The organism is Salipiger bermudensis, from assembly GCF_017309175.1.
Lineage (GTDB): Bacteria > Pseudomonadota > Alphaproteobacteria > Rhodobacterales > Rhodobacteraceae > Salipiger > Salipiger bermudensis.
In genome coordinates this window covers 72,541-98,312 of sequence record NZ_JAEKJV010000014.1, presented here as the reverse complement: position 1 = coordinate 98,312, position 25,772 = coordinate 72,541, and the positions used below count along the sequence as shown (strand labels likewise).

General features: G+C 66.8%; 22 protein-coding genes. 11 read left to right on the top strand and 11 right to left on the bottom strand.

The features are described from left to right. Positions 1–197 precede the first annotated feature (197 nt). The 3 genes from JF542_RS17830 to JF542_RS17820 are packed head-to-tail and all read left to right on the top strand — an operon-like array spanning position 198 to position 1,736. On the top strand, positions 198–851 hold the full coding sequence (locus JF542_RS17830) for an alpha/beta hydrolase (RefSeq protein ID WP_007801210.1): 654 nt from the start codon (positions 198–200) through the stop codon (positions 849–851). Positions 852–864: 13 nt separating this feature from the next. Further along, positions 865–1,095 carry a hypothetical protein gene (locus tag JF542_RS17825; RefSeq protein WP_007801212.1) on the top strand — a complete coding sequence of 77 codons (231 nt, stop codon included), beginning with the start codon at positions 865–867 and terminating at the stop codon, positions 1,093–1,095. Between the two features lie 47 nt (positions 1,096–1,142). Continuing rightward, positions 1,143–1,736: an HD domain-containing protein gene (locus JF542_RS17820; protein ID WP_007801214.1), complete on the top strand. Its 594-nt coding sequence runs from the start codon at positions 1,143–1,145 to the stop codon at positions 1,734–1,736. 102 nt (positions 1,737–1,838) lie between these two features. Here the strand turns inward: JF542_RS17820 and lpdA are convergent, their stop codons facing one another. From lpdA to JF542_RS17795, 5 genes are all read right to left on the bottom strand, one after another. After that, entirely contained in the window at positions 1,839–3,233 is a 1,395-nt protein-coding gene (gene lpdA, locus JF542_RS17815) for a dihydrolipoyl dehydrogenase (protein WP_207076825.1), read from the bottom strand. Between the two features lie 207 nt (positions 3,234–3,440). Beyond that, positions 3,441–4,022, bottom strand: coding sequence for a DUF924 family protein (locus JF542_RS17810; RefSeq protein ID WP_040544922.1), 582 nt, complete (start codon positions 4,020–4,022; stop codon positions 3,441–3,443). A 121-nt stretch (positions 4,023–4,143) separates the two neighbouring features. Then, complete coding sequence (locus tag JF542_RS17805) at positions 4,144–5,424, bottom strand: MFS transporter (RefSeq protein ID WP_207076824.1); 1,281 nt, start codon at positions 5,422–5,424, stop codon at positions 4,144–4,146. Between the two features lie 109 nt (positions 5,425–5,533). Beyond that, entirely contained in the window at positions 5,534–6,583 is a 1,050-nt protein-coding gene (queA, locus tag JF542_RS17800; RefSeq protein WP_207076823.1) for a tRNA preQ1(34) S-adenosylmethionine ribosyltransferase-isomerase QueA, read from the bottom strand. Positions 6,584–6,608: 25 nt separating this feature from the next. Continuing rightward, positions 6,609–9,902 carry a YhdP family protein gene (locus JF542_RS17795; protein WP_207076822.1) on the bottom strand — a complete coding sequence of 1,098 codons (3,294 nt, stop codon included), beginning with the start codon at positions 9,900–9,902 and terminating at the stop codon, positions 6,609–6,611. Between the two features lie 90 nt (positions 9,903–9,992). On the opposite strand from JF542_RS17795, the gene JF542_RS17790 reads away from it, so the two are divergent. The 4 genes from JF542_RS17790 (at position 9,993) to JF542_RS17775 (ending at position 13,339) form a co-directional block, all read left to right on the top strand. After that, on the top strand, positions 9,993–10,445 hold the full coding sequence (locus JF542_RS17790) for a peroxiredoxin (RefSeq protein WP_040544924.1): 453 nt from the start codon (positions 9,993–9,995) through the stop codon (positions 10,443–10,445). 34 nt (positions 10,446–10,479) lie between these two features. After that, a complete protein-coding gene (locus JF542_RS17785; protein WP_207076821.1) occupies positions 10,480–11,289 on the top strand; it encodes a ferritin-like domain-containing protein in 810 nt (269 codons plus the stop codon). 222 nt (positions 11,290–11,511) lie between these two features. Then, a complete protein-coding gene (locus JF542_RS17780; RefSeq protein WP_083793952.1) occupies positions 11,512–12,822 on the top strand; it encodes a M23 family metallopeptidase in 1,311 nt (436 codons plus the stop codon). Then, the gene (locus JF542_RS17775; protein WP_007801228.1) at positions 12,812–13,339 is read left to right on the top strand and encodes a bactofilin family protein; all 528 of its coding nucleotides are present in this window, start codon (positions 12,812–12,814) and stop codon (positions 13,337–13,339) included. Before JF542_RS17780 ends, JF542_RS17775 begins: the two co-directional genes overlap by 11 nt. A gap of 166 nt (positions 13,340–13,505) precedes the next feature. On the opposite strand, the gene lon is transcribed toward JF542_RS17775, so the two are convergent. The 5 genes from lon to tgt all read right to left on the bottom strand — a co-directional run bounded on the left by lon (position 13,506) and on the right by tgt (position 19,321). Then, positions 13,506–15,911, bottom strand: a complete 2,406-nt coding sequence (gene lon / locus JF542_RS17770; RefSeq protein WP_007801230.1) for an endopeptidase La — start codon at positions 15,909–15,911, stop codon at positions 13,506–13,508. Between the two features lie 269 nt (positions 15,912–16,180). Next, positions 16,181–16,354 carry a hypothetical protein gene (locus JF542_RS17765; RefSeq protein WP_007801235.1) on the bottom strand — a complete coding sequence of 58 codons (174 nt, stop codon included), beginning with the start codon at positions 16,352–16,354 and terminating at the stop codon, positions 16,181–16,183. 72 nt (positions 16,355–16,426) lie between these two features. Next, entirely contained in the window at positions 16,427–17,521 is a 1,095-nt protein-coding gene (locus tag JF542_RS17760) for an alkene reductase (protein ID WP_207076820.1), read from the bottom strand. 226 nt (positions 17,522–17,747) lie between these two features. Next, positions 17,748–18,071 carry a PRC-barrel domain-containing protein gene (locus JF542_RS17755; protein WP_007801239.1) on the bottom strand — a complete coding sequence of 108 codons (324 nt, stop codon included), beginning with the start codon at positions 18,069–18,071 and terminating at the stop codon, positions 17,748–17,750. 122 nt (positions 18,072–18,193) lie between these two features. Then, on the bottom strand, positions 18,194–19,321 hold the full coding sequence (tgt, locus tag JF542_RS17750) for a tRNA guanosine(34) transglycosylase Tgt (protein WP_207076819.1): 1,128 nt from the start codon (positions 19,319–19,321) through the stop codon (positions 18,194–18,196). A 170-nt stretch (positions 19,322–19,491) separates the two neighbouring features. Between tgt and JF542_RS17745 the strand changes: the two genes are divergently transcribed. The 4 genes from JF542_RS17745 (at position 19,492) to JF542_RS17730 (ending at position 24,347) form a co-directional block, all read left to right on the top strand. Next, the gene (locus JF542_RS17745; RefSeq protein ID WP_207076818.1) at positions 19,492–19,794 is read left to right on the top strand and encodes a hypothetical protein; all 303 of its coding nucleotides are present in this window, start codon (positions 19,492–19,494) and stop codon (positions 19,792–19,794) included. A gap of 85 nt (positions 19,795–19,879) precedes the next feature. After that, positions 19,880–21,661, top strand: coding sequence for a glycosyltransferase family 2 protein (locus JF542_RS17740; protein WP_207076817.1), 1,782 nt, complete (start codon positions 19,880–19,882; stop codon positions 21,659–21,661). Next, positions 21,658–22,593, top strand: coding sequence for a glycosyltransferase family 2 protein (locus JF542_RS17735; protein WP_207076816.1), 936 nt, complete (start codon positions 21,658–21,660; stop codon positions 22,591–22,593). Before JF542_RS17740 ends, JF542_RS17735 begins: the two co-directional genes overlap by 4 nt. A 254-nt stretch (positions 22,594–22,847) precedes the next feature. Then, positions 22,848–24,347 carry a DEAD/DEAH box helicase gene (locus JF542_RS17730; RefSeq protein ID WP_207076815.1) on the top strand — a complete coding sequence of 500 codons (1,500 nt, stop codon included), beginning with the start codon at positions 22,848–22,850 and terminating at the stop codon, positions 24,345–24,347. A 342-nt stretch (positions 24,348–24,689) separates the two neighbouring features. On the opposite strand, the gene JF542_RS17725 is transcribed toward JF542_RS17730, so the two are convergent. Then, positions 24,690–25,772: an ABC transporter ATP-binding protein gene (locus JF542_RS17725; protein WP_207076814.1), complete on the bottom strand. Its 1,083-nt coding sequence runs from the start codon at positions 25,770–25,772 to the stop codon at positions 24,690–24,692.

Genomic DNA, 25,772 nt, shown 5'->3' with positions numbered 1-25,772 from the left:
CCACCGCCTCCCTATCGTCTGTCTCGCGCATCCTGCGCCAACCCCGCATCACACCGGCAAAGATTGACCTTGCCAGACCAATTGCATATCTGCAAACGAAGACAACCCGGAGCGCACTCCGGAGTTAGAACCGTTCTAAGGTGCCTGAGCAGTTTCGTCAAGAAAGCCGGGTGCGTGTTGAGGAGCAGATTGCACCTATGCCCGAGGTGATTTTTCCCGGACCCGAAGGCCGTCTTGAAGGCCGCTACCACCCGCAGAAGGAAAGCGACGCGCCGATTGCCATCGTGCTGCATCCGCATCCGCAATTCGGCGGGACGATGAACAACAAGGTCGTCTACAACCTGCACTACGCCTTCTACAATATGGGCTTCACGGTGCTGCGCTTCAACTTCCGCGGCGTCGGCCGCAGCCAGGGCGAGTACGACCAGGGCGTAGGCGAGCTGTCCGACGCCGCCTCGGCGCTCGACTACCTGCAGTCGATGAACAACAACTCCAAGCACTGCTGGGTTGCGGGCTTCTCCTTCGGCGCCTGGATCGGCATGCAGCTGCTGATGCGCCGCCCCGAGATCACCGGCTTCGTCTCGGTCTCGCCGCCGGCCAACATGTACGATTTCTCGTTCCTCGCGCCCTGCCCGGCCTCGGGCCTGATCATCAACGGCACCGCCGATCGCGTGGCACCGCCCGCTGACACCACGTCGCTGGTGAGCAAGCTCAAGGAGCAGAAGGGCATCACCATCACCCACGAGGAGATCGAGGGCTCCGGGCACTTCTTCGAAGAGCCGCACATGGAGACCATGATCGACGGTGTGACTGGCTACGTGAAGCGCCGCCTGACCGAAAGCACCCGCTGAGGAGGCTCTGCCGATGTCCCTGACCCAGGAGCTTGCCGACAAGCTGGCCGAAGACACCTTCAAGGTGATGAAGGCCACTGGAGACGAGCGCTTCTACATGGAAGTGGCCAAGGTCATCGGCGCCTCCTCGACGACGCTCGAGGAGGCCTTCCTCACCTCTGTGCGCGTGCGCCTCGCCGAGCAGCGCGCTCGGCGCTTCATCACCGACCGGCTCTCCGAGATCGCCCGCGACAAGGGCGCCTGAACGGGCCCGCCGGTCGATCCCCCCCATGACCGACGGAGACCGGCCTGATGACTCCATCCCAGAGCGAATCCGCCCGCCTCGACGCCCAGATGGCCTTCCTGATGGAGGCCGACCGGCTCAAGGCGATCACCCGCGCCACCCGCAACCATGACGGCCGGTTCGAGAACTCGGCCGAGCACAGCTGGCACCTCGCACTCTTCGCCTTGGTGCTGGGTGAGCACGCGCCCGAAGGCATCTCGGTCGAGCGGGTGATCCGCATGCTTCTGATCCACGACCTGGTCGAGATCGACGCCGGCGACGTGCCATTCTTCGGCGAGGTCGATGAAGCGGCGAAAACCGCCGAGGAAACCGCAGCGGCGGAACGGCTCTTCGGGATGCTGCCGCAAGCGCAGGGCGCGGATCTTCTGGCACTCTGGCACGAGTTCGAGGCCAACGAGACGCCGGACGCCCGCTTCGCCAAGTCGCTCGACCGTTTCCAGCCGCCCAACCTCAACCTCGCGTCCGGTGGCGGCAGCTGGGACGATTACAACGTCACCCACGACGTGTTCGAAGCCCGCATGGGCCCGAAGATCCGCCACGGCGCCCCGGCGCTCTGGGACTGGCTGGCGCCGCGCGTCAAAGCCTTCTTTTCCAGACGCTGACACAGCACGAAAAAGGCCAAGACTTTTCGTCCGAAAAGTCTTGACCGGTGGTGTCCTGCGATGCGCGAAGATTTTTCGTACGAAAAATCTTCAGCCGCGTCATCAGTAGTGGATCGCCCGTCCCCATGCGTCGAGCACGCTCTCGTGCATCATCTCCGATAGGGTCGGGTGCGGGAAGACCGTGTTCATCAGGTCTTCTTCGGTGGTCTCGAGCTGGCGGCCCACCACGAAACCCTGGATCAGCTCGGTAACTTCCGCGCCGACCATGTGGGCGCCCAGCAGCGCGCCGGTCTTCTCGTCGAACACGGTCTTGACCATGCCCTCGGGCTCGCCGAGCGCGATCGCCTTGCCGTTGCCGATGAACGGGAAGCGGCCCACCTTGATCTTGTAGCCGGCCTCCTTGGCCTGCGCCTCGGTCAGGCCCACGCTCGCCACTTGCGGGTGGCAATAGGTACAGCCCGCAATGCTGTCGGGATCGACCGCGTGCGGATGACCTCCGGCGATCAACTCCGCCACCATGACGCCCTCGTGGCTTGCCTTATGCGCCAGCCACGGCGCGCCGGCCACGTCGCCGATGGCATAGACGCCCTCGATGCCGGTGCGGCAGTGCTTGTCGGTCACCACGTGGGTGCGCTCGACCTTCACGCCCAGCTCCTCGAGCCCCAGCCCCTCGACATTGCCGACGATGCCCACGGCGGAGATCACCGTGTCGAACTCCTCCGTCGTGGTCTTGCCGTTCTGCTCGATATGCGCGGTGACCTTGCCCTGGCCACGGTCGAGCTTCTTGACCATGGTCTTCTCGCGGATCTTGAGGCCCTGCTTCTCGAACTGCTTCTTGGCGAATTTCGAGATTTCCTCGTCCTCCACCGGCAGGATTCGGTCCATCACCTCGACCACCGTCGTGTCGGCGCCGAGCGTGTGGTAGAAGCTGGCGAACTCGATGCCGATGGCGCCCGAGCCGATCACCAGCAGCTTCTTCGGCATGCGCTTGGGCTGCAGCGCCGCCTTGTAGGTCCAGACCAGATCGCCATCCGCCTCGAGGCCGGGCAGCTCGCGCGCTCGCGCGCCGGTGGCCACGACGATATTCTTGGCGGTAAGCTCCTCGGTGCCCTTCTCGGTCTTGACCGAGACCTTGCCCTTGGCGGTAATCGTGGCGTCGCCCATGATCGAGGTCACCTTGTTCTTCTTCAGAAGATGGGTGACGCCCGAGTTGAGCTGCTTGGCCACGCCGCGCGAGCGCTTGACCACCGCGTCGAGATCGAAGCCGATCTTCTCGGCCGAAAGGCCGTATTCCTTGGCGCGGTGCATGTAGTGGAAGATCTCGGAAGACCGCAGCAGCGCCTTCGTCGGGATACAGCCCCAGTTGAGGCAGATGCCCCCCATATGCTCGCGCTCCACGCAGGCCACCTTGAGCCCGAGCTGGGCGCCGCGGATCGCGGCGACATAGCCGCCCGGTCCCGCGCCAATCACGATCATGTCGAAGCTTTGCGAAGCCATGGCTCTCTCCGTCCGTGTCAAATTAGTTTGGCATTAAACCATTTCCCGGAATGCTTCAACGCAAAGCAATCTCGGGCGGCGGGTTTCCTCTCCCTCGCCCCGACTTTGCCCCGGAAAGGGCAAAGCGAAAGGGCCCGTGCGATCACCTTCGCACGGGCCCTGCCGAAATGAAAAGCCTTGATTGTCGGCCGCTAACAGCGCAGTGGATCAGGCCGCCTCGGCCTGCAGCTTACGGATGGTCGTACCGTAGCCGCCCGCCTCGACATAGGCCTTCTCTGCCGCGGTCGAGGCGCGCTCGAGCGCCGCATTGCGGGTCGGGAAGCGGCCGAAATCGCGGATCACCTCGCGATGGGCACGGGCGTGAAGCAGGTTCGAGGCCCCGGTCTCGGGCATGCGCTCCTTCATCAGGCGGATGCAGCGGTCCTGATCGCACAGGTTCTCGGAATGCATCAGCGGCAGGTAGAAGAACTGCCGCGCCGGCTCGTCGATCTTGAGATCCCAGCCGCGCCAGATCGCCTGCTTCGCCGCCGCCATCGCGATCTCGTCGGAGGCGAAGGCGCGTCCGTCGCCCCGGAACATGTTGCGCGGGAACTGGTCGAGCAGCACGATATAGGCCAGTGCCCCGCTCGGGTAGGTCAGCCACAGGCCGAACCGGCCCTCCATCGCCGCCTCCCAGGTCTCTTCGAACTGGTCGCGCACGCGGGCGTCAAGCGCCTCGTCCTGCGCATACCAGCGCTCTTCTCCGACCTCGTCGAGCCAGAATGTCAGTATCTCCTCGGGCCCCTTCATGGCCACATGCTCCTTCTCGCCTCGCCCCTGTTCGAGCGTCATGTAGAGGTTACATTCCACTTCGAACGGAGCAAAAGTAAAATATTCTGTCAATTACGACATTCCGGCAGTGCAAGGCCCCTCAGGAGGCCTCGCGCAGAGCCTCGGCTTCGGCTTCAGCCTCGGCCTCGGCGGTCTCGATCGCCAGTTCCTGCGCCACCGCGACGGCCACCGGAGACGAGCTTGGCGACACTGCGGTGTAGGCACTGGTGTCGTCCACCGAGGGCGCCGCACGCACGGTCATGCGGAAGAAGGCATAGGAGGTGAGGCTCAACAACAGCACCGCGATCAGGGCAAAGTAAGCCCCGGGCCCAAAGACCTGCATGGCGTAACCGGTGATGATCGGGCCGGCGATGGCGCCCACCCCGTTGACGAAGAGAAGGCCGGCCGAGGCCGCCGCCATGTCGTCATGGTCGAGATAGTCGTTGGTGTAGGCAATCAGCAGCGAATAGAGCGGGTTGGACGCCCCGCCGATCACGAATGCCGCGCCCAGAAGCACCATGAACTGGCCGGTCATTGCGGTCGCGAACACCGCGGCGACACCGCCCAGCAACGCCACGATGGCGACCAGACGGCGGCGGTCCATCCGGTCCGAGAGCCAGCCCAGCGGATATTGCGTGACCAGCGCCCCGACATAGAACGAGGCCACGAACATCGAGATCTGGCTCAGCCGCAGCCCGGCCTCGGCGGCGAACACCGCCGCCATGCCGAACTGCGCGGCAAACACGCCGCCCAGCAGGAAGATGCCGACAAAGCCCAGCGGAGACACGCCGTAGAGCTCACGAAGGCTCATCCGCTTGGTGGTCGCGAAGGCAGGGGTCGGGCTGACCGAGAGCAGAATCGGCGCAAACGCGATGGAAACCAGCACCGAGGGAATGACGAAGAGCAGGAAGCCCGAGGGGTCCGGCACCAGCAGCATCGCCTGCGCCGCGATGATGCCCAGCATCTGCACCATCATGTAGGCCGAGAGCGCCTGCCCGCGGCTGTCATTCGAGGTCGAGTTGTTGAGCCAGCTTTCGGCGGTGACGTAGACTCCGCAATAGCAGAACCCGATGATCATGCGCTCGATGGTCCAGGCCGCGGGATGCGGGAAGGACGGGTAGAGGATCAGCACCGCCGAGATGAACGAGCCCAGCGCGGCGAAGACCCGGACGTGCCCGACGCGGCGGATCATCCCCGGCGTCACCATCGACGCGATCAGGAAGCCGGCGAAATAGGCCGACATGACCACCGACATAGAGAACGCCGAGAAGCCCTCGCCGCTGCCGCGCACACCAAGAAGCGAGCCCTGCAGGCCGTTGCCCAGCATCAGCAGCAACATCCCCAGAAGCAGGGCCCAGGAATGTTTGAACACGTCGAGCATGGCGGCTCTCCTTGGTGCGTCGTCTTGCGTCTTGCCCACGCAGTGCGGCGGCGATTCCGTTTCGCCAGAGCCGTGGCATCAGGCACTGCCAAACGCAAGCACAGAGCGCCTAAGGAATCAGCAAAGATGAATCGCCGTAGGAGAAGAAACGATAGCGCTCCGAGATGGCATGTTCGTAAATGCCCATCATCCGCTCGCGCCCCATCAGCGCCGAGACCAGCATCATCAGCGTCGATTTGGGGAGGTGGAAGTTGGTCATCAGCGCATCGGTGACGCGGAACGCGAAGCCCGGATAGATGAAGATATCGGTCACACCCTGCCACGGCGCGATGGCGCCGCTGTCGCGCGCCGCCGTCTCCAGCAGCCGCAGCGCCGTGGTGCCCACCGGGATCACCCGGCCACCCGCCGCCTTGGTGGCGGCGATCTCGGCGGCGGCGCTCTCGCTCACCTCGCCCCACTCTCCGTGCATCTTGTGGGTGGTCACGTCGTCGACCTTGACCGGCAGGAAGGTCCCCGCGCCCACATGCAGCGTCACCTTGGTGAAGGCGACGCCATGCGCCTCGAGCGCGGCCAGCAGGCCTGCGTCGAAATGCAGGCTGGCGGTGGGCGCGGCCACCGCGCCCGTGCGCTCGGCCCAGACGGTCTGGTAGTCGGTCTTGTCCTGCGCGTCGGCGGCGCGCTTGGCGGCGATGTAGGGCGGCAGCGGCATGGCGCCCGCCTCGGCCAGTGCCGCGTCGAAATCCTCGCCCTCGAGATTGAAGCGCAAGAGCCCCTGCCCGTCCTCGCGCGCCTCGAGCGTCGCCGACAGCGCCTCGGAGAACACCACCGTCTCGCCCTCGCGCAGCTTCTTCAGCGGCTTGACCAGCGCCGCCCAGAGCCCGCCCGGGCGCGGCTCGAGCAGCGTGATCTCGATCTGCGCCTGCGTCACGCCCTGCGCGCTCTCGCGCGTGCGCGCGCCCGAAAGCCGCGCCGGGATCACCTTGGTGTCGTTCAGCACCAGCCGGTCGCCGGGCCGCAGCCATTGCGTCAGGTCGCGCACCACCGCATCGGTGATCGTGTCGCCCTCGGCCACCAGCAGCCGCGCCGAAGAGCGCGGGTTGGCGGGGCGGGTCGCGATCAGCTCATCGGGCAGATCGAAATCGAAATCGCTCAGGTGCATGGGGCCTCTCGGGTCGGGGGTGGTCTTACTGGCTGACGCTGGGGGGCGGGCGGCGGAAGATGTCACGGAAGATGCCCGGGGTGAAGGCCGAAAGCGGGTTCACCGAGACCTGCGGATCGCTGGCCGCGCCGCGCAGGTTGAAGTTGAAGCCGATCAGCCCCTCGCCCTTGCGGGCAAAGAGCTGGCCGATGCCGTTGAGGATATATATCGGCGACAGCACGCCCTGCATGTCCATCCGCTTGTCGGCGAGGTTGTAGAACCCGTCCATCGAGATCCCCATCGAGGGGCCGATGGCGCTCGACCGGGTCAGCACCACCTGCCGCGGGCTCAGGCGGAAGCGCGCCTCGACCTCGGTGAAATAGATCCCCGATCCGTTCAGCTCGTCGAGCAGCCCCACCACCGAGATCGCGTCGAGCAGCCCGGTGATGGCGGGCGCGTCCTGCAGCCGGGTCTCGCGGATCACGAGATTGCCGTCATAGGTGCCGTCCTGCCCGCGCACTGGCACCAGCGTGAGATCGAAGGTGCCGTCCTTGACGTTGTTGAACACCCCGGCGCCGGCCAGCACGTCGCCGGCATCGCGGGCGCGGATACGGATGGCGCTGCCGCCGTTCTGCGGCACCAACGCCCCGTTGATCTCGGCCCGGCCGAGATCGGCGGTGAAATCCCCGGTCAGCCCGCCAGCATCGCGGAATCGTCCCTCGAAGCCGGTGACCGCGATGCTGTCCGAGACCTGAAGCCGGTCGAGGCTGATCTGCATCGGCCCCGTCGCCGCGCCCCCGCTTCCGCCACCCTGCCCGAACGGCGCGCTGCGCATGTCGACCCGACCGCCGTTCAGGGTGATCGCCGGCGGCGCCCCGCGCCCCTGCGCCGTCAGCACCACGGAACTGTCGAGCCAGCCCCCGACCCGCAGCCGCGGCAATTCCAGCCGTCCGAAGCTGCCATCGGGGTTGAGCCGCACCCGCCCCTCCGCCTCGAGCCCCGCGCCCGACAGCGCCAGCCGCTCGATCTGCACCGGCTGCCCAAGCGCCCCGGTCACCTCGAGCGCGCCGGTCTGCTGCTGCGAGAGCCGCCAGCCGAGCTGCGGCAGCGACAGGCCCACCCCGGCCAGCGACGAGTTCAGCGCAAAGCGCGGCGTCTCGCCCGGCGCGAGATCGATGCTCAGCGTCGCGCGTCCCTGCCCCGAGATCGTCCCCGGTGCGAGCGTCAGCCCCAGCGCCTGCGCCACCGGCTCGGACAGCACGATCTTGCCCTCGACCGAGCTGCCGGCACCGGGCTCGAGCGATTGCGACCAGCCGCCCTCGAAGGGCACGCCGTCGAAATCCACCGCGCCCGAGATCGTCACCCGGTCATCATCGACCGCCAGCGCCAGCCGCTCGGCAGCCAACGTCTTGCCCGCCACCACCTGGTCGCTCGAGACGTCGCTCAGCGTGCCGGTGATGTCGATCGTCATGTCCTCGCGCTTCACGCCCTTCATCAACGGCATCAAGATGGTGCCGCCGATCTCGACATCGCCCTCTCCCAACGCCACCGGCCTGCCGGCCTTCTGCATGATCTCGAGCTTGGGGCTGTCGATGTACGAGAGCGCCGCCACCAGAGGACCACGCGCCGAAAGCGTCAACTCGCCGGTGGCGGGCTTCTCGCGCATGTCGCGGATCACGAAGCGGCTTCCCGCCCCTTCAATCTCTCCGCCCTCGGGCGGGATCACCTTGCCGGCCTCGACGGTGACTGCGAGCCGGTGGTCGTAGATCGTGAGCTGCCCCTCGGCCCCGGTGAGCCGCGGCAGGTTGCGCGCGTAGGTCAGCTCGCCCCCGGTGATGCGCGCGTCGATATAGGTTTCCGGCTTCTCTCCCGGCGCCTTGCGCACCGAGAAGATGCCATCCTCGATGCCGCCGGCATGGACGTTGTCGGCCACCCATTTGCGCGGCTTGTCCTGGATCCGTTCCGGCCAGTAGGACAGCAGCGTCTCGTGATCCATCTGCGCGATCTGTCCGTCGAGCGCCAGCCGCCAGCCCTCGCTCTCGGCGCTCAGCTCGCCGGAAAGCCGCAGTGGCAGGGCCGGGTCGCTGCTGCGGAAGCGACCAAGCTCGAAGCGGAACGGCGCAAAGCCCAGCCGCCAGTCAAGCTCGGCCCCGTCGAGCGTGAAGGGCGTGTCGAAGATGCCCTCCGCATCGGCCTCGAAGCGGCTTACCCGGAACTGGCCGGTCATGCCGTCGGGCCAGCCGGTCTCGGCGCCGTGCAGCACCGCACGCCCGTCCGAGATCACCGTGCCGACGGCGCTCTGCACGGTGATCTCGTCGAAGCTCAGCGCCTGACTGGCCGGATCATAGGAGAAATAGGTGCGCGCCAGCCCGAACGGGATCGGCTGGGTGCGGGGGTTGGGCTGCAGAACGCCTGCGCCGATCTGCAGCGTCGCGTTCAGCGCGCCAAGCTCGCCGGTCTCGGTCATGGTGCCGCGCAGCGCCCCCGAGATCGGTGCCCTGAGGCCGCTCAGCCAGACCAGCGCCGGGCTCTGGGTCGCGATGTCCTGCGCCGGCAGCGCGCTGAGGTTCATGCCGAACTGCGCCGATTGCTCACCGATCACGCTCTCCGCGTTGAGCGCCAGCGTCGCCGCGACATCGCCGGCACCAAGCAACGCCACATCCCCCGCGAGCCGCAGCGTGCCGTCCTCGCGTGTCAGGCTCAGCCGGCCGCCATCGGCGGTCCAGCCGCGCCCCGCGCGGGCGTCCTCGTAGCGAATGGTCAGCGCCTCGGCCTCGATGCGGCGCAGGCTGTCGAACCGCGGATCCGACAGCGCCGCGTCGATCTGCGCGATAATCGTCGGGATGTCCGGGGCCTTGGTGTCGGAGGAGAACGCATCGCCAAGCGCCAGCCCGACCCTGCCCTCCCGGTCGCGGCGCAGGCTCATGCTGGCCCCGGCAAGGCTCACCCGGCCGAGCTGCAGCTCGCCGCGCAGCAGCGGCAGCGGATCGAGCCCGGCGCGCAGATCCGCCAGCGTTGCCACCGGCACACCGTCGCTGGTCTGCAGATCCACATCCGAAAGCACCACCCGGGCCAGACCGTCCCGCTCCACCAGAACCGACACGTCGCCGAAATCGATGGTCAGGCCCGGCAGCGCCTCGTCGAGTCGCGCCTCGATGCCCTCTCGCAGCCAGTCCGGGGCCGAAAGGGGCCGGCCCACCAGCACCAGCGCGGCGCCCCCCGCGATCAGCGCCAGCACCATGACGACCAGCAGCCCCCCGGCCAGCAGGCGCAGGCCGCGACGCCGCTTGCGCGCCGACGGCGCGGCAGGTTCCGGCGTCTCGTGGTCCTCTGTGGTCACTGGTGATGCGGCCCGTTGCTTTGCTTTGTGTTCACGGCGTTCTACACCGAAGGTCAGGAATTGAGAAACAGCAAGACCGGAGCCTTCGACATGAGCGACATCGCCCCCGACTTCACCCTGCCCTCGACCGAGGGCGCCGACGTCACCCTTTCGGCCCTGCGCCCCGCCCCCGTGGTGCTGTTCTTCTACCCGCGCGACGACACCTCGGGCTGCACCAAGGAGAACGAGGAGTTCAGCGCCCTGCTGCCGGAGTTCGAGGCCGCGGGGATCAAGGTCTTCGGCCTGTCGAAGGACAGCCTCGCCAGCCACGAGAAGTTCATGAAGAAGAAGGCGCTGACCGTGCCGCTGCTCTCCGACGAAGGCTCCGAGGTCTGCGAGGCCTACGATGTCTGGAAGGAGAAAAAGATGTACGGCAAGACCTTCATGGGGATCGAGCGCAGCACCTTCGTGATCGACGCCGAGGGCAAGATCGCCAAGGAATGGCGCAAGGTGAAGGTGCCGGGCCATGCCGCGGAGGTGCTCGAGGCCGCCAAGGCGCTCTGAGAGACGGATGGCGGACGCGAAAGGACAGGCCGGCATGACCAAGACCCTGAGCGAGATGGCGGTGGAGGTGCTCACCACCGCCGACGGGCGCGCCAAGACAGCGTTGAGCCATGCCCATGCGCGCGCATGGCGCGCCGCCCGCGAGGCCGGCACGCCGATCCCGCTGGGAAAGGCCGCGCCGCCGCTACGCCCGTCGCGCCCGGAAAAGCCCGAGCTGCTCGATCCGCGCGACGTGCCCAAGCGCAAGCCCGGCTCGGAAAAGGGCCGCATCGCGCTGCTGCACGCGGTGGCGCATATCGAGCTCAACGCCGTCGACCTGCACTGGGACATCATCGCCCGCTTCACCGACACGCGCTTCCCGCTCGGCTTCTACGACGACTGGGTGCGCGCGGCGGACGAGGAGTCCAAGCATTTCAACCTGATGTGCGACTGTCTCGAGGCGCAGGGCAGCTTCTACGGTGCCCTGCCCGCCCATGCCGGCATGTGGCGCGCCGCCGAAGACACCGCCGAGGACCTGCTGGGCCGCCTTGCCGTGGTTCCGATGGTACTCGAGGCGCGCGGGCTCGACGTGACGCCCGGCATGATCGACCTGTTCCGCCGCGCAGGCGCCGACGATGCCGTGGCCGCGCTCGAGACAATCTACGCCGAGGAGGTCGGCCACGTGGCCTATGGCTCGAAGTGGTTCCACTTCCTCTGCGGTCGCCACGAGCTCGACCCCAAGGACGTGTTCCACGACCTCGTGCGGCGCTATTTCCACAGCACGCTGAAGCCGCCCTTCAACGACGAGAAGCGCGCCGAAGCGGGTCTGCCGCTCGATTTCTACTGGCCTCTGGCAGAGGAATAATCGCTTGCAGGCGAACGTCCCGGGCAACAGTGACGAAATATTGAGCGCCCGGAACCCCTTGGTGTCGGCGGTTTTTCGCCACCCAAGCGCGATTCCGCCGCGGCAAAACCACGGCAAGCCCAAAATTGTTGCGATTTTGTCGCTGCCTCTTTACCCCCTTGCCAAGACGTCGGGTGGGGAACCGGCGCATTGGAACTTGGACGGGAACAGGGGACGAATACGGTGAGAACGCGTTTCGCGATCAGAACCCATGCGCTGCTAGAGCGCGTTTTTCCAGAACGTCGGGTGTTTCTGAAATCGGACACCGACACACGCTTCATCCGGCTGCGCTCGGAGACGCAGGCCGTGGCCGCTCTCGGAGCGGGCCTGGTGGTCGCCTGGACCATCGTCGCCACTGCGATCCTGCTAATGGACAGCATCAGCGCCGGGAACTTCCGGGAACAGGCCAAGCGCGACCAGATCACCTACCAGCGCCGGCTCAACGAGCTCTCGCAAGAGCGTGACACCCGCACGGCGGAATCGCTCGCCGCGCAGGAACGCTTCAGCACAGCGCTCGAGCAGGTTTCGGCGATGCAGGGCAAGCTGCTCGACAGCGAGGCCCGCCGGCGCGAGCTCGAGACCGGGATCGATGTGATCCAGGCCACGCTGCGCGAGACCATGAAAGAGCGCGAGGATGTCAATGACCGCCTCGCCGCGCTCGAGACCCAGATCGAAGGGGGCGACGTGGCCGTCGCTGGCGGCAACGAGGCGGATGGCACGCTCGACCTGCTGGCCGAGGCACTGGCCCGCACCGCCGAGGAGCGCGACCAGGTGGTCGCCGATGCGCAGGACGCGCTGGTGCGCGCCGACGAGATCGCCACCGAGCTGCGCCTGATGGAAGAGAAGAACGACCGCATCTTCCGCCAGCTCGAAGAGGCGATGACCGTCTCGGTCAAGCCGCTCGACAAGATGTTCTCCGATGCCGGGATGGACCCCGACCGCATCATCAGCCAGGTTCGCCGCGGCTATTCCGGCCAGGGCGGCCCTCTGACCCCGCTGACCTTCTCGACCCGCGGCGAGGAACCCTCCGCCGACATGGAGCGCGCCAACCGCATCCTCGGCGAGATGGACAAGCTCAACCTCTACCGCATCGCCGCCGAGAAGGCGCCCTTCGCCACGCCGCTGAAGGATCCCTTCCGCTTCACCTCGGGCTTCGGCCGCCGCTGGGGCCGCCTGCACGCGGGCACCGATTTCGCCGCGCCGCATGGCACGCCGATCTACTCGACCGCCGATGGCGTCGTGACCCATGCGGGCTGGATGTCGGGCTATGGCCGGCTGGTAAAGATCAAGCACGAGTTCGGAATCGAGACCCGCTACGCGCACATGTCCAAAATCCGCGTGAAGGTCGGCCAAAGGGTCTCGCGCGGGGACCGTGTTGGTGATATGGGAAATACCGGACGGTCGACCGGGACGCATCTTCATTACGAGGTCCGCGTCGGAGGCGAACCTGTGAACCCCATGATCTACATCAAGGCTGCAAACGATGTTTTCTAAGAGCAAGATCAACGAGCCCGGCCCCAAGGCCGAGGACAACGCACCGAAGCCGGCCGCCGAAGCTCCGCGCGCGCCCAGCGGCGACTTCAAGCCGTCGACCCCGCCGAAGGCGAAGCCGCCGGCATCGGTGCTGTCGAGCGATCTTCACATCACCGGCAACCTCAAGACCACCGGCGACATCCAGGTCGAAGGCACGGTCGAGGGCGACATCCGCGCCCACCTGCTGACCATCGGCGAGAGCGCCACCATCAAGGGCGAAGTCGTCGCCGACGACGTCGTCATCAACGGCCGCATCGTCGGCCGCGTGCGTGGCCTCAAGGTCCGCCTCACCGCCACCGCGCGGGTCGAGGGCGACATCATCCACAAGACCATCGCGATCGAGAGCGGCGCGCATTTCGAAGGCTCCGTGCAGCGTCAGGACGACCCGCTGTCGTCCCGCGGCAAAGGCGCCCCCGCCCCGGCGGCAGCACCGGCCCAGCAGCAGGCACCGGCAGCTCCGCAGGGTCAGGGCAGCTAAGCTCTCCCCTCCGAAAGTCATTCGAAACGCCGGGCCCCGCGCCCGGCGTTTTCTTTTGCGACACCGAAATGCGGCATACTGCGCTCATCCGGCCAGCCAGTCGCGAAAACAAAAACGGCGCCGCAATCGCTTGCGGCGCCGCCTCATTTTCCGGTTGGGACCAGCCTCAGTGCGCGGTCGCGCCCGCGGCCGTGTCTTCGCCCTTGGCCAGGGCCGCGGCGGCCTCTTCGGCCTCCTCGTCCCACTCGATGGGCTCGGGCTTGCCGATCAGCGCAATCTCGAGCACTTCCGACACGTGCTTGACGGGGATGATCTCGAGCCCCTCCTTCACGTTGTCGGGCAGCTCGGCCAGATCCTTCTCGTTCTCTTCGGGGATGAGAACGGTCTTGATCCCGCCGCGCAGCGCCGCGAGCAGCTTCTCTTTCAGGCCACCGATGGCAGAGGCATTGCCCCGCAGCGTGACCTCGCCGGTCATGGCGATGTCCTTGCGGACCGGCAACCCGGTGAGCACCGAGACGATCGCCGTCACCATCGCAAGACCGGCCGAGGGGCCATCCTTGGGCGTCGCGCCATCGGGCACGTGCACGTGGATGTCCCACTTGTCGAAGCGCGGCGGCTTGACCCCGATCTGCGGCGCGATGGAGCGCACATAGGAGGACGCGGCCTCGATGCTCTCCTTCATCACGTCGCCGAGTTTACCGGTGGTCTTCATGCGGCCCTTGCCGGGCAGCTTCAGCGCCTCGATGTGCAGCAGGTCGCCCCCCACGGAGGTGTAGGCAAGCCCCGTCACAACGCCGATCTGGCTCTCGTCCTCGGCCAGGCCGTAGCGGTACTTCCGAACGCCGAGGAAATCGTCGAGGTTCTCCGGCGTCACCGTGACCTCTTCGGTCTCCTTCTTGACGATCTTGGTCACCGCCTTGCGGGCCAGGCGCGCGATTTCGCGCTCGAGGTTCCGCACCCCGGCCTCGCGGGTGTAGTAGCGGACGATGTCGGTCAGCGCCTCGTCGGTGAGCGTGAACTCGCCCTTCTTGAGCCCGTGGGCCTTGATCTGCTTGCTCAGCAGGTGGCGCTTGGCGATCTCGGTCTTCTCGTCCTCGGTGTAGCCCGAGAGCGGGATGATCTCCATCCGGTCAAGCAGCGGCCCCGGCATGTTGTACGAGTTCGACGTGGTGACGAACATCACGTTCGAAAGGTCATACTCCACTTCGAGATAGTGGTCGACGAAGGTGCCGTTCTGCTCGGGGTCGAGCACTTCCAGCATTGCCGAGGCCGGGTCGCCACGGAAGTCCTGCCCCATCTTGTCGATCTCGTCGAGCAGGATGAGCGGGTTCGTGGTCTTGGCCTTCTTCAGCGCCTGGATGATCTTGCCCGGCATCGAGCCGATATAGGTCCGGCGGTGACCGCGGATCTCGGACTCGTCGCGCACGCCACCCAGCGAGATGCGGATGAACTCGCGCCCGGTGGCCTTGGCCATCGACTTGCCGAGCGAGGTCTTACCGACACCCGGAGGGCCGACGAGACAGAGGATCGGCCCCTTCAGCTTCTGGCTGCGCGCCTGCACCGCGAGATACTCGACGATGCGCTCCTTGACCTTCTCGAGGCTGTAGTGATCGTGATCGAGCACGTCCTGCGCCCGGCCCAGATCCTTCTTCACGCGCGACTTGGTGCCCCACGGGATCGACAGCATCCAGTCGAGATAGTTGCGCACCACGGTGGCCTCGGCCGACATGGGCGACATGTTGCGCAGCTTCTTGAGCTCGGCATCGGCCTTCTCGCGTGCCTCTTTCGAGAGCTTCGTGGCCTCGATGCGCTCGGCCAGTTCGTTAACCTCGTTCTGGCCATCCTCGCCGTCGCCAAGTTCCTTCTGAATGGCCTTCATCTGCTCATTCAGGTAGTACTCGCGCTGGGTCTTCTCCATCTGGCTCTTGACGCGGGTCTTGATCTTTTTCTCGACCTGCAGAACCGACAGCTCACCCTGCATCAGGCCATAGACCTTCTCCAGCCGCTCGCTGATCGGCAGCGTCTCCAGAAGCTCCTGCTTCTGCTCCACCTCGATGCCGAGATGGCCCGCGACGAGGTCGGCCAGCTTGGCCGGCTCGGTGGTCTCGGAGACCGCCGAAAGCGCCTCTTCGGGGATGTTCTTCTTGACCTTGGCGTAGCGCTCGAACTCTTCACCGACAGTCCGCACAAGCGCCTGGATGGCGGCGGGATCGCCGGGCATCTCGGACACGTGCTCGGCCTTGGCCTCGAAGAACTCCTCGTTCTCGAGATACTCGGTGATCTTCACGCGGCTCTGGCCCTCGACCAGCACCTTGACGGTGCCATCGGGCAGCTTGAGCAGCTGCAGCACGTTGGCCAGCACGCCGGCGCGGTAGATGCCGTCGCTGGTCGGGTCGTCGACCGCGGGGTCGATCTGGGCGGCAAGCAGGATCTGCTTGTCGTCGGCCATGACCTCCTCGAGTGCCTTCACCGACTTCTCGCGCCCCACGAAGAGCGGCACGATCATGTGCGGGAACACGACGATGTCGCGCAGCGGCAGCACGGGATAGGAGGAATTGAGAGGCTGTTGCATTAGCATTCCTTCGTCTTGGCAGGATGGCCCGGCCCCGGTTCTCCGGCGGCTCCCGCCATCCCCTGTCTCGGAGCTTTAAGGTGGGGTCGTGCCCTTCGGAAATCAACCGCGCCACCCTCCGGTCGACGCAGCATGACGAAGCGGGCCAGCGGCTGCAAGGCGACTTTTGCGTGACGGCGGCGAAAACCCGGACCCGAACCGGCACCACGCCGCACCGCTGCACAAGGAGGAACGGATGCCGCCCGTCAGGGCCGCATCCGCCGGTTTGCTCAGGTCTCGGGCGCGTCCTTGCCCTGCGACTGTGCGGCTTTCATCCGCGCCAGAAGCTCGGCCTTGCCTGCCTTGCCGGCAGTGGCGACCTTGCCCTTGGGCGCGTCCTTGTGGCGGTCGTAGCGCGGGGCGTTGCTGCCCGGGCGCGCGCCGCCCGATTTCGAGTAATCCATGTTCCGGCTCCTTGCCGCGAGTGCAGGCCCGTCTCATGCCGCAAGGCGCGGGCCCGCACAAGCATAACCGGATCAGGCCGCCTCGTCTTCGAGCGTCGGATAGTCGATCAGGCCCTCGGCGCCACCACCGTAGAAGGTGCTCTGGTCACCCTCGTTGAGCGGCGCCTCCCGGCGCAGGCGGTCGACCAGATCCGGGTTCGCGATGAACGGCCGTCCGAAGGCCACCAGATCCGCCTTGCCCTCGGCCACGGCACTGACCGCCATTTCGCGATCATAGCCGTTGTTGCCCATGTAGGGCCCCTCGAAGAGCTTGCGCAGGGCGTCGATGCTCTGGCCTTCCTCTAGCTCGCGCGAGCCGCCGGTGGCGCCTTCGACCATGTGCAGATAGGCGAGGCCATAGGCGTTGAGCTTCGGCACCACGTATTCGAAATCCGCCTGAGGATCGGCATCGTCGATTCCGTTCGCCGGCGAGAAGGGCGAGAGGCGCAGGCCGGTGCGGTCGCTGCCGATCTCGTCGGTCACTGCATCGAGCACCTCGAAGAGGAAGCGGGCGCGGTTCTCGATCGCGCCGCCATAGGCGTCGTCACGCCGGTTGGCGCCGGTCTTGAGGAACTGGTCGATCAAGTAGCCATTGGCGCCGTGCACCTCGACCCCGTCGAACCCGGCCTTGATCGCCAGCGCGGCAGCCTTGCGGTAATCCTCGACCGTGGCCTTGATCTCGGCCTCGGTCAGGGCGCGCGGCTCGGACGTGTCCTCAAAGCCGTTCTGGGTGAAGGTCTGAACCCCCGCCGAGATCGCCGAGGGCGCCACCGGCGCCTGCCCGTCCGGCTGCAGCGAGGTGTGCGAGATGCGGCCCACATGCCAGAGCTGCACGACGATCTTGCCGCCGGCCTCGTGCACCGCGTCGGTCACGCGCTTCCACGCCGCGGCCTGCGCCTCGGTGTGGATGCCCGGCGTCTGGATATAGCCCTTGCCGGCGGGCGAGATCTGCGTCGCCTCGGTGATGATCAGGCCGGCGCCAGCGCGCTGGCGGTAATACTCCACATGCAGGTCGTTGACGGTGCCGTCCTCATCGTCGGCACGGTTGCGGGTCAGCGGCGCCATCACGATGCGATTGCTCATCGCGATGCCACCGGCGGTAAACTTGCTGAACAGGGCTTCGGTCATGGTCATGTCCTTTCGCGCTCGGGCCCGGAAGCGGGCCCCCCTTGGTTCGGAGGCAGGACATAGGTGCTTTCTGCGCCGCGACAACGCAGGGCCGCGTTGCAGCATGCACATGGGCTGTTCACCCGTGCAGGGGTGTTCTGAACCCGCACACCGAGCCATCATCGACAGAAAAACGGCGCGCCCTCGTGAGGCGCGCCGCAAACATGGTTCTCCTGGACGGAACGCGTCAGTCGTCCCATTCCGGAAGGTCTTCGAGCTCTTCCTCGGTCAGCAGCGTGCTGTAGTTACCGGCGTCGAAGGTCAGGTCCTCGAGCGAGACGACGATGTCCTCGTCTCCGATATCGAGGAACCCACCGGCCTCGACCACGGCTGCCACCGGGATGCCGGTGACATCGACGAGGATCTCCTCGATCTCGCCGATCTTGTTGCCATCGGGGCCCATCACGTCCGCGTCATCGACGCTGTAGAGGTTGGACATGTCGACGCTCTGCGCCGCGGCGGCGCCGGTCATCAGGATCAGGGAGAGGGCGGGAAGAGTGATGTGGCGCATGAGGCCTCCTGTAACTTGCGTGTCAGGACCCCAATGCGGAGGACCGTGCCCGGGTTCCGCTCGCGGCCCCGGCACGGCGGTTCCATGCCCCACGGCGCCGCTCGGCGCCGATGGGCGAGCTCTCAGAGGGGCTCGATATCGCCCTCGGCACGGCCGGCGTGGAACGCAGCCTCCCAAGCCTCGAACCGGCCCTCGGCGATGGCCCCACGCATCCCGTCCATGATGTCCTGGAAATATTGCAGGTTGTGCCAGGTCAGCAGCATCCCCGAAATCATCTCGTGCGAGCGGAACACGTGGTGCAGGTAGGCGCGCGAATAGCCGGTGCAGGCCGGGCAGGAACAGTGTTCGTCCAGCGGCCGCGGATCATCGGCGTGGCGGGCGTTCTTGATGTTGACCACGCCGCGCCGGGTGAAGGCCTGCCCGGTGCGCCCCGAGCGGGTCGGCAGCACGCAGTCCATCATGTCGATGCCACGCTTGACCGCGCCGACGATGTCGTCCGGCTTGCCGACGCCCATCAGGTAGCGCGGCTTGTCCACAGGAAGGGTGTCCGGCGCGTGATCGAGACAGCCGAACATCGCCTCCTGCCCCTCGCCCACCGCGAGCCCGCCCACGGCGTAGCCGTCAAAGCCGATCTCGGTCAGCGCCTTGGCGCTCTCCTCGCGCAGGTCCGGCTCGAGCCCGCCCTGCTGGATGCCGAAGAGCATGTGCCCGGGCCGGTCGCCGAAGGCATCGCGCGAGCGCTGTGCCCAGCGCATCGACAGGCGCATGCTCTCCTCGAGCCGCTTGCGGTCGGCGGGCAGTGCCGGGCATTCGTCGAAACACATCACGATATCCGAGCCCAGCAGGCGCTGGATCTCCATCGAGCGCTCGGGGGTAAGCATGTGCTTGGAGCCGTCGATGTGGCTGCGGAAGCTGACCCCCTCCTCGGTGAGCTTGCGCAGATCCGCGAGGCTCATCACCTGGAAACCGCCCGAGTCGGTCAGGATCGGCCGGTCCCAATTCATGAACTGGTGCAGCCCGCCCAGGCGCGCGATGCGCTCGGCGGTGGGGCGCAGCATCAGGTGATAGGTGTTGCCCAGCAGGATGTCGGCCCCGGTGGAGCGGACCTGCTCGGGCAGCATCGCCTTGACCGTGGCAGCGGTGCCCACCGGCATGAAGGCCGGGGTGCGGATCTCGCCACGCGGGGTCGAGATCACGCCGGTGCGCGCCTTGCCGTCGGTGGCGTGGAGGGTGAAGGAGGTGGTGCTCATGCCTCTGCTCTGCCCCAAAGCGCAGGCTTTGCCAAGCCCGCAGCACCGGCGCAGCGCCCCTGGCGCCGCAGCGCAACGTCAGGAAACGCCGCGCATTGTAAATTTATAGGTCGCGTTTACACCTGTGCCCGATCCTGCCCTCACACCCAACGGAACGGAGTTTTCCCTGCATGAACCGACCCTTCGCGCTTGCCTTCGCTGTTGCCATGATCTCGCTCACCCCCGCGGCGCACGCCGCCAACACCGCCTTCGGCCCCAGCCAGAAGACGCTGCGTGCCAACAACGCGAACCCCCATCCCGGCGCATCCTACCAGGGCCAGGTCTATGTCACTCCCGGCGGCTGTTCGTATTCGCGGGCGCAGGTGCCGGGCTACAAGCCCACGTGGCACCTGATCCGCAACGGCGCGGCGGCCGGTCTCACCAACGCCCATCGCCGCTGCCCGACCATGCTGGGCGATTACGAGCGCCTCTGACGCCCGCGTCCCCGCTGCACCACCACGCCCGGAAAGCGCGCCGCCACGATTGCGCGGCGCGCGATCCCGCGCCACTCTCCGCGCCATGAGCAGCGACGACCCCAGCGACGAGACAAGCAAGAGCAATCGCCCCACCTGGCCCGGCGGCATCGATGCGGTGCTGACCCAGATGGAGGGCCGGCGCGACGCCATCAGCTATGCTAGAGGCGAGGCCCCGCCGCCCGCCGATCTCGACCTCGCCCCGCTGGCCTTGCAGATCGTCGCCGACCCCGAAGATGATCCGTCCGAGGACCGCCCCTTCCGCTCCAGCTATCATCGCAAGCGTTTCGACCTGCGCCGAGAGCTGCAGGGCCAGAGCGAGCTGGTGTTTCTCAACGGCCTGCTCATCGCCCATCTGCGCAAGCGCGACTTCCCCGCGCACCTGCCCGAGCTCTTCCACCGGCTCTGGGCCGAACAGGGCCCGCATCTGCTCGAAACCCTCGATCCGCGCTGGCTGGTTTCGGCCATCACCACCTTTGGCGATCACGGGCTGACCGCGACCCAGCGCTCTGTCGGGCTGGCGCTGACCGTGCTCTTCGGCACCATGAAGCTCTACGAAACCGAGCGGCTCTATTCGGGCCAGCCCGCCGACCGACCCTTTGCGCTCGACCGCAAGGCCGGCGGCAAGCTGCCGCTGAACATGGACGCCTATTCCATCGTCAATGGCGGGCTCGACGTGAACATGATCGGGCGGCTCTGGATGGAGGCCGAGGCGGACCCGGTGATCGCCCCCCTCGCCCATCACCTGCTCGATCTGCTGATCCACGATGATCGCACGCTGTTCCGCCGGCTGATGGTCATGCGCACCCGCAAGGCCCGCCAGACGCCCGAGCCCGCCCCCGGCAAGCGCCCCGGCAACCCCGCCCCGGTGCCTGCCGAAGCTGCGTCTCTCACGCCCGAGACCCTGCGCTGGGGGCTGGTCTCGACGATCCGTGCGCCCCTGCCCGTCATCGCGCGGTTCGCCGCCCATCACCTCGAGCTTGGCGCCCAGGCGCTGCACATCTATCTCGACGCCCCCGAGGCCGAGACCGCCGCCTTTCTCGAACGCCACCCGAGGATCCACGTCACCCGTTGCGACGACGCTTGGTGGCAGGCCACCGGCAAGCCCCGCCCCGAGGCGCACCAGCTGAGGCAGGCCCACAACGCCACCCGCTGCCTGCGCGCTGTGCACGATGAGCTCGACTGGCTCGGCCATATCGATGCCGACGAGTTCCTGCTCAGCGACCGCCCGGTGGCCGAGCTGCTCTCCGAGGTCTCGCGCGGCCACGCGCTGGCCCGCGTGGCACCGGTGGAAGCGCTGGCAAACGACGCAGGCTGGCCGGTGCATTTCAAGCGCACCCATCACCACGCCGGGCAGAAGAAGGCGGTGCTGCAGGAGATCTACCCGACCTTCGGCATGCATCTTTATGGCGGTTTCCTGAGCCACACCTCCGGCAAGGTCTTTGCCCGCACCGGCATCCCCGAGACCCGTCTCGGCATCCACACGCTGAAATACCGCGGCGAGGATGCCAGCAACCGCGCCAAGCTCGAAGGCATCCACCTCGTCCACCTGCACGCACCCAGCTGGCAGCACTTCCGCGACCACCTCGCCTTCCGCCGCACGCAGGGCTCCTACCGGGCGCGCTCCGAGCGGAAAGAGATGGGACAGGCCAACCTGATCGCCTTTCTTGCAGAGGAAGAGGGCGAGGACGGACTGCGGATGCTCTTCGACGAGGTCTGCGCCGACACCCCCGAGCTGCGCGCACGCCTTGCCGCGCATGACATGCTGCTGACCCGCGCCTTCGATCCAGATGCGGCTGTGGCACGGATTTTCGGGGCGCTGCCATGATCCGCTGGGGCACTGTCACCACCACCAACGCCGCCCTGCCCGAGATCCTCGATTTCGCCGCCTGGCATCTCGAGCTCGGGGCGCACCGGATCTACCTCTATCTCGACGACGCCATGCCAGAGGCGGAGGAGAGGCTGGCCACCCACCCGAAGATCCGGGTCTTCCGAACCGATGATGCCTGGTGGGCCAAGCGCAACGGCAAGCCGGCGAAACACCAGGTCCGGCAGGGCGCCAACGCCCGCCACGCCAACAACCGCAAACCCGAGGTCGACTGGCTCGCCCATATTGACACCGACGAGTTCCTGCTGCCCTCGCGCCCCGTGGCCGAGGAGTTGGCCGCCCTGCCCGAGAGCTGCCTCTGCGCCCGCGTGCGTCCGGTCGAGGCGCTGGCGCCGCTCGAGGCGGGTGCAGAGACCGTCTTCAAGGCCTTCCCCCTCGACCAGCGCGCCCGGCAGGAGGCGGCGGAGGCCTGCTTTCCCACATGGGGGCGTCATCTGTCGGGTGGGTTCCTGAGCCACGTTGCGGGAAAGCTGTTCTTCCGCCCCGGCACCAAGGGGCTTCAGATCCGCATCCACAATGTCGAGCTGGATGGCCAGACCAACCCCGGGCAGGTCGAACTCTCCGACCTCGAACTCGGCCATTTCCACGCCGCTGACTGGGAGCATTTCCTCCGTCTCTACCGCTTCCGGCTGGCGCAGGGGTCCTACCGGGCCGAGCTGAAGCCGCAGGCGCGCGGTGAAGGGGCGGTCAACCTTCACACCCTCTTCGAGATGATCGAAGGCGCGGGCGGCGAAGAGGCGCTACGGCTGTTCTACGACGAGGTCTGCACCGCACGGCCCGCGCTGCTCGACCAGCTTGCCGCGCGCGGCTTGCTGCGCCGCCGCTGCATGGATCTCACCGCCCTGCGCCAACGGCATTTCCCCGGCGCCTGAGCCGCGATCAGCGACAAAGACGCCAACGGTGACGCGAAACTGTCGCCGTTCTCCGAACAACCCTTGCGCGACTGTCCCTTCGAGCCCACGATTTCACCCCCAAAATGCCGCGCTGATTGACGTTTCCCCGGTGATTCCGGTACAAGGCGCCACATCGGGATCGCATCAGCCATCACGTATGGGGCCAACCGGGCCCGATCCAGGACCATTCGCGCGGGCCAAGTCTCAGTGTCCGCACCCCAAAACGGACACGCATGACAAAGTTTTCTGATCTCAACCTGAACCCCAAGGTTCTCAAGGCCATCGAAGAAGCGGGCTACGAGACGCCGACGCCGATCCAGGCCGGCGCCATCCCCCACGCGCTCGAGGGCAAGGACGTGCTGGGCATCGCCCAGACCGGCACCGGCAAGACCGCCAGCTTCACGCTGCCGATGATCACCTCGCTGGCGCGTGGCCGCGCCCGCGCCCGAATGCCGCGCAGCCTCGTGCTGTGCCCCACGCGCGAGCTGGCCGCACAGGTGGCCGAAAACTTCGACACCTACGCGAAATACGTGAAGCTCACCAAGGCGCTGCTGATCGGCGGCGTGAGCTTCAAGGAACAGGAACAGCTCATCGACAAGGGCGTCGACGTGCTGATCGCCACCCCCGGCCGCCTGCTCGACCATTTCGAGCGCGGCAAGCTGATCCTCACCGATGTGAAGGTCATGGTGGTGGACGAGGCCGACCGGATGCTCGACATGGGCTTCATTCCGGATATCGAGCGGATCTTCTCGCTCACGCCCTTCACCCGCCAGACGCTGTTCTTCTCGGCCACCATGGCCCCCGAGATCGAGCGCATCACCAACACCTTCCTGTCGAACCCCGAGCGCATCGAAGTGGCCCGTCAGGCCACCGCGTCCGAGACGATCGAGCAGGGTGCCGTCTTCTTCAAGGGATCGCGGAAGGACCGCGAGGGCTCGGAGAAGCGCACGGTGCTGCGCCAGCTGATCGACCGCGAGGGCGAGAAGTGCACCAACGCCATCGTCTTCTGCAACCGCAAGGTCGATGTGGACATCGTTGCCAAGTCGCTGAAAAAGTACGGCTACAACGCCGAGCCGATCCACGGTGACCTCGACCAGTCGCAGCGCACGCGCACCCTCGAAGGGTTCCGCGAAGGCTCGATCCGCCTGCTGATCGCCTCCGACGTGGCGGCCCGCGGCCTCGACGTGCCAAGCGTGAGCCACGTGTTCAACTTCGACGTGCCGGGCCATGCCGAAGATTACGTGCACCGCATCGGCCGCACCGGCCGTGCCGGGCGCGAAGGCAAGGCCTTCACCATCGTGGTGCCGCGCGACGAGAAGAACTTCGAGGATGTGGAGAAACTCCTGCAGAAGGAGATTCCGCGCGTCGAGCTGCCCGGCGTGAAAGCGCCCGCGAAGGCCGAGGCCACCGCCGACGAAGAGAAGACCGACGCGAAGCCCAAGCGCACCCGCTCGCGGTCGCGCAAGTCCGACAAGGGCAACGCCCCTGCCGAGGCGACTGCGGCGGAAGCTCCTGTTACCGAGGCCCCCGTCGAGGCGCCCGAGGAGAGCAAGGACACCAAGGAGAGCAAGGCCCCGGCGCAGAAGAGCGGCGCCGACAAGCCGCGCTCGGATCGTGGCCGCTCCGACAAGGGCCGGGGCCGTGGTTCCAAGTCCGACAACAACGTGGTGGGGATGGGCGATCACATGCCCGAGTTCATCGCGCTGAGCTTCGACGAGCGCCGCGCCAGCTGAACCGGCCCTTTCTCGACAGAGACACGGAAAAGCGGACCCTCGGGTCCGCTTTTTTGCCTTTGTGACACTGAGTAAACCGAGCGACCTGCCGCGCCATCGCCTGCCCGCGGGGTGGCGATCCAACCTGCGACCCTCTCGATTTACCCCGGCCAAGTCCGAAGGATCTCCCAACCTCTTGCTGCCCTCACCAAATCGCCAGCCCGGGGGGCGGGCAGGCGATGGCGCGGCGGCCTTCGGCCTTGATTCCGCGCAGGCTTCGCTCAGGCGCAGCCATACGGCTCCAAAAGAAAAAGGCGGACCAACCGGCCCGCCTCTCCCGTCTCCAGGGCATCGCCCCGTATCTCAGTCCCGCAGCACGGCCATGCTGCTCTCGTCCCAGCCGATCCAGACCGGGGCCTCGCCCACGGACTGGCCGGTATCGGCATCGACATAGGCCTTGAGCGTGGCGCCTTTGGCCTCCTCGACCATCAGGTCGAGCGCCATGCGGCTGCCGAGGAAGGTCTTGCCGACCACCCTGCCCTGCACCGCGTTGGCGGTGGTCGGGCGCTCGGCGTGGAAGCCCAGCCGCTCGAGGCGCACAGAGGCGGTGATCGCCTCACCGGCCTGCGGCACGCCGCCGGGCGCATGGCCGCGCAGGGTGTTGCCGAACCAGTCCATCACAACCGCGTTGCCCTCGGTGCCGCGCAGTTCGCCGGTCAGCAGGTTGGTCTCGCCGATGAACTCGGCCACGAAGCGCGAGGCCGGGTGGAAGTAGAGCTCTTCCGGCGTGCCGTCCTGCTCCACGCGGCCCTTGTTCATCACCACGATGCGGTCCGACATGGTCAGCGCCTCTTCCTGATCGTGGGTGACGAAGAAGAAGGTCTTGTTGGTGCGGCGCTGGATCGATTTCAGCTCCTGCTGCACCTGCCCACGCAGCTTGGCGTCGAGCGCTCCCAAAGGCTCGTCGAGCAGCAGCAGCGCCGGGTCGGGCGCCAAGGCGCGGGCCAGCGCCACGCGCTGCCGCTGCCCGCCCGAGAGCTGCGCCGGGTAGCGATCGCCATAAGCGGTCAGCTCGAGAAAGGACATGATCTCGTCCTGCCGCTTTGCGATCTCGGACTTGCCCATGCCCTTGAGCTCGAGCCCGAAGCCGATGTTCTGGCGCACCGTCATGTGCGGGAACAGCGCGTAGTCCTGGAACACCATGTTGACGTTGCGCTTCTCCGGCGGGCGCTTGGTCACGTCATCGCCGCGCAGCAGCACCCGGCCGCTGGTCGGCTGCTCGAAGCCGCCGAGGATGCGCAGCGTGGTCGACTTGCCGCAGCCCGACGGGCCGAGGAAGGTGACGAACTCGCCCTGCGCAATGTCGAGCGTCAGGTTGTCGAGCGCCACGGTGTCGCCGAAGCGCTTGGTCACGCCTTCGAGGCGGACGAGAGGATCAGAAGACAT